We start from the raw sequence: 4,034 nt of genomic DNA on the forward strand, positions 1-4,034 counted from the left end.
ATCTGATTCCCCGCCCTCCCCGAGCAGCCAAATCAAAAGCCCGAATCGTGTTCGAAGCCCCCAACATCGTCAAGGGCGGCGTGCAGCCCTGACTGGCTCCCGGAGCGTACACGTCCTCATAAATACGGGCAAAAGCAAACGGGTCTATTCCCATTTCTAACTCCCGCAAACTCTCCTCAAGTTCAGCGCTATTATCCGAATGGGACAGCCGCAGCCGATGCGCCACCTCACTCGCTAAAGACGCCCTAGCGGTATCCCCAGAAGTTGCAAACACAACCTTGGTAGACTTCTTTAAAGCTACCTCCTCAGCAGTTTTCCCTGGAGAGCCTGGACGCGAGTCAAGAGCCGCATACTTCGAATTTTGCCAAACCGTTACCGCTCGTGAATCTACGCAGCGCCGATAGGCTTCCTCAACTGCGTGGGCGGCACGCTGCCAACGTTGCAACCAACTGGTATCAGCAGCTTTAGGAAATACTTCCCCAACCCGCTCTACACTGGTCTCCACATATTTACCGGTGAGATTAGTTTTCGCTCCCAAACTAGGCAAAGAATAAATCGGAATATCCATGCGGGAAAGCAACGCCGCAACCGAACGCGATAACGTGGCATGACCAGCTACTATAACTTGCCGGATTTCAGAAGCCAGGGCGGGTAAAACCTGCGGGGCGTGAGATATCTGCACCGCACTGCCAATCCCCACCGGGACCGTTGGCTCCGCTAGCACCGGCAAGCCCCAAGCGGCAGCGGCCGTTTGCACCGCTTGCGGGCATTGATCAGCTAAAACTACCACAGTTTTTGCTTCCGGCCTGGGAGCGGAGAAACTCCCCTGCGCCCTATCTGCCCCGTCTAAAGCCGCGAGCGCGCCCGCTATGTGCCCCTCAGCTTGCCTCACGCGACCGCTTTCCCCTGGGGTTTCCTCTTTTTCTAAGGACGAGCCGGCACTTTGGTGGGTCGGGGTTAGATTCCCAGCAACTCTCGGGAAAATAGCAGCGTCCTCGCCAGATTCTACCTGTAGCAAATCTTGCGGAATCTCCCAGTTTTCGCTACTGACCAGCGGAGGGGCGAAACAAAGATTAATATGCACCGGGCAGCACTGCCGCATTCTTCCAGACACGTTAGCCCAGGCTCGACTCACGGCGCAACGAATCTTTTCAACAGATTCTTCAATCACATCTTCTGTGGCATCAATATCTAGCGCAACCGGACAGTAGCGACCATAAACCCCCTCCTGCCAGGTAGTTTGATTGGCACCGGTGCCGCGCAGGGCGCGAGGACGATCAGCGGTTAAAACCATCAGGGGGATACCGGCGTGGAACGCCTCCATAATTCCGGCTCCCAATTCGGCAACCGCGGTACCAGAAGTCACTACCAAAGCTACTGGCGTGTAGCTTTCTGTAAACCACTCATTGTTGCAGCTGTCAGCGCTTAAATCTGTGGCGCTATCAGCACTAGCCGCCAGGATTGTGCGACTGCCGTCCTCAAAACCGGTAGTTTCTGTTCTAGATTTGATTGAATCCTGTAGATAAATACCAGATTTCGCTAGCCCTAAAGCAAAAAAAGCGGCGGAACGTTCATCAAGACGAACATGGGTACGTACCAAACCGACCTGCTCTAATGCAGCTAAAGCATAGGTTAGGGGCGCAGAGCGCGAACCGGGGCTAATGACGAAATCTCGCACTCCAGCCCGCACCAATTCGCTGACGGTTTCCCTGGCAAGAACGGTAGCGGATTCGGTCATATTTTCACCGGAATCAGCGGTTTGACGATTGTGATTATCGCCGGGCAAGTGGGAGGGCAGATAAGCGTCAGTCACCTAGTCGCTACCTCCGCCACATCTCGAATCCGCTGACTCCACCGTTTAACCAAATCGCGGCGAGGCTCCGTATCGGCTACCTGAATTAAATCTGGATTTACTTCGACTGCTCGCACCTCCAAGCATCCGCCTTTGACCTGCCAAGACTCACGGGAAATATCCGATTTGAGCAGCTGGCTGGTGGCCAAGCCACAGGCGTGCGGAAGTTGGGGCAGGGCGGCAGCAGCACGCACCCCCAGTCCAATACCGATAGCGCTATCGACTGCGGAAGAAACCACCACTTCCATACCGCGTTTATTAGCTTCCTGAGCTAAATCTAGTACTGCTTGTACCCCGCCCAAAGGCTGGATTTTCACCACCATCACATCGGCACAATCTTCTGGCAGTTCAGCTAGAGGATTGGGGAAACGGCGAATCAGTTCATCGACCGCTATCGGCACCGAGACGGTTTTACGCAGTTCACTGAGCTCTTCGGCGCTTTTACAGGGCTGCTCTACATATTCCAAACCCCCGGCTGCCTCGTTTAAGGCTGCAATCGCGGTTTTCGCTTCCTCCAGATTCCAGGCGCCATTAGCATCAACCCTTATTTGGTAATCCTCGCCGAAGTGTTTTTCGAGGGCGGCTCGCACGGCTTTTACCCGTTCCACGTCATCAGCAAGTTCAGTGCCTCTATCAGCTACTTTGACTTTCGCTGTGCGGCAACCTCCGCTTTGCTCTACGATTTGGGTGGCGCGCGCGGGAGATACCACCGGAACGGTCACGTTCACCGGCACGCTTTGCCGTACCGGGTCTGGCAGGGGCTCGGTCAGAGCATTAACCGTTGCCCACAGCCAACGTTTTGATTCATGTGGTCCATAATCCCAAAAGGGCGCGAACTCTCCCCAGCAATCCCCACGACGCAACAGCACGCCCTCGCGCACAATTATCCGGCGGAAACGGTTCACCAACGGGAGGGAATAAACCAAGGCCTGGTCAATTTCGATAGGGGGAAACTCGCTATGGTCAAAAAGACTGCTTAGCTCACTAAGTTCAGGTTTTGACACCTCAACCAACATCGGGGTGTTTATGTTTCCTACCATCACGATTCCCTTTAAAGTAAGTTGTTATCGCCCCATTTAGCTAAGCGGTTTTGGGCTTGCCGCTAGCTTTTTGAGCTTAATGTTTCCGGTTATTTTACTTTTTCCCTTATAAATCTAATAGTAATAGGGGAATGCTGACCAGTCAGGCTCGCGATGTTCCAAGAATGCGGTGCGCCCCTCTTCGGCTTCATCGGTGCCGTAGGCTAATCTGGTAGCTTCTCCCGCAAACAGTTGCTGCCCTAATAACCCATCGTCTGCCAGGTTAAACGCATATTTTAACATCCGGATAGCCTGGGGAGATTTCCGGGCGACAGTTAGTGCCCATTCTAGCGCTACGGCTTCTAGTTCCTGATGAGGTACTGCCGCGTTGATTACCCCCCATTCTTCGGCTTGCCGCGCATCATAGGTGTTTGCCAAGTAAAAGATTTGCCTTGCCCGCTTGTCACCTACTTGCCGCGCCAGCAGTGCCGAGCCATATCCGGCATCGAAGGAGCCGACATTGGCATCGGTTTGTTTGAAACGAGCATATTCTTGGCTGGCCAAGGCCAGGTCACACACCACCACCAGGGAATGTCCACCCCCGGCTGCCCATCCGGGAACTGCCGCAATCACCGGTTTCGGCATTGCCCGGATTATCCGTTGCACCTCTAAAATATGTAGACGTCCGGTACGCGCTAAATCTAGATTTTGCCGGCGCTGGGTAACTTCCGCGTCCGGGTCGGCACCTTCCTGTTCATATCTATACCCGCCGCGGTCACGAATCCGCTGGTCACCGCCGGAACAAAAGCTGTATCCCCCGTCGGAATCACTCGGACCGTTCCCGGTGAGGATTACGGCTGCCACATCGGCGGCGCTGCGGGCATATTCCAGACACGCCAGCAGTTCATCTACGGTGTGGGGACGAAAAGCGTTGCGCACTTGTGGTCGATCAAAGGCAATGCGCAGAACCGGAAGTTTAGCGCCATTTTCCCCGCAATCAGCCAGTTCGGTAGCTTCCAGGTTGGTTAGCTGGTAGCGTTCACGCCCAGGCTTATAGGGTTTTGAGTTTCTACTTGATTTGACCGGGTGGGAGCTGGTTTCACCCGGCAAAGATGGGGTTGAGACTGAGGACGCGGGTGAGGGCGAGGGGGATGGGGATGAGG

At 54.6% G+C, this 4,034-nt stretch carries 3 protein-coding genes; all 3 read right to left on the minus strand.

What is annotated here, in order from left to right:
* Window positions 1-1,813, minus strand: a 1,813-nt coding sequence (locus tag QZT94_RS05000; protein WP_296773239.1) for a thiamine pyrophosphate-binding protein, incomplete at its 3' end; no start/stop codon positions are given.
* Complete coding sequence (locus QZT94_RS05005; RefSeq protein WP_296762045.1) at window positions 1,810-2,892, minus strand: o-succinylbenzoate synthase; 1,083 nt, start codon at window positions 2,890-2,892, stop codon at window positions 1,810-1,812. The genes QZT94_RS05000 and QZT94_RS05005, both read right to left, overlap by 4 nt.
* A 114-nt stretch (window positions 2,893-3,006) precedes the next feature.
* Window positions 3,007-3,981: a 1,4-dihydroxy-2-naphthoyl-CoA synthase gene (locus QZT94_RS05010; RefSeq protein ID WP_296762047.1), complete on the minus strand. Its 975-nt coding sequence runs from the start codon at window positions 3,979-3,981 to the stop codon at window positions 3,007-3,009.
* Between the last annotated feature and the right edge of the window lie 53 nt (window positions 3,982-4,034).

Origin of the sequence: Varibaculum sp. (assembly GCF_008661855.1) — a bacterium.
GTDB lineage: Bacteria > Actinomycetota > Actinomycetes > Actinomycetales > Actinomycetaceae > Varibaculum > Varibaculum timonense_A.

What these genes read in the sequence shown, in the direction of transcription:
- QZT94_RS05005 (WP_296762045.1), bottom strand. Translation starts at nt 2,892, where the DNA reads ATGGTAGGAAACATAAACACCCCGATGTTGGTTGAGGTGTCAAAACCT.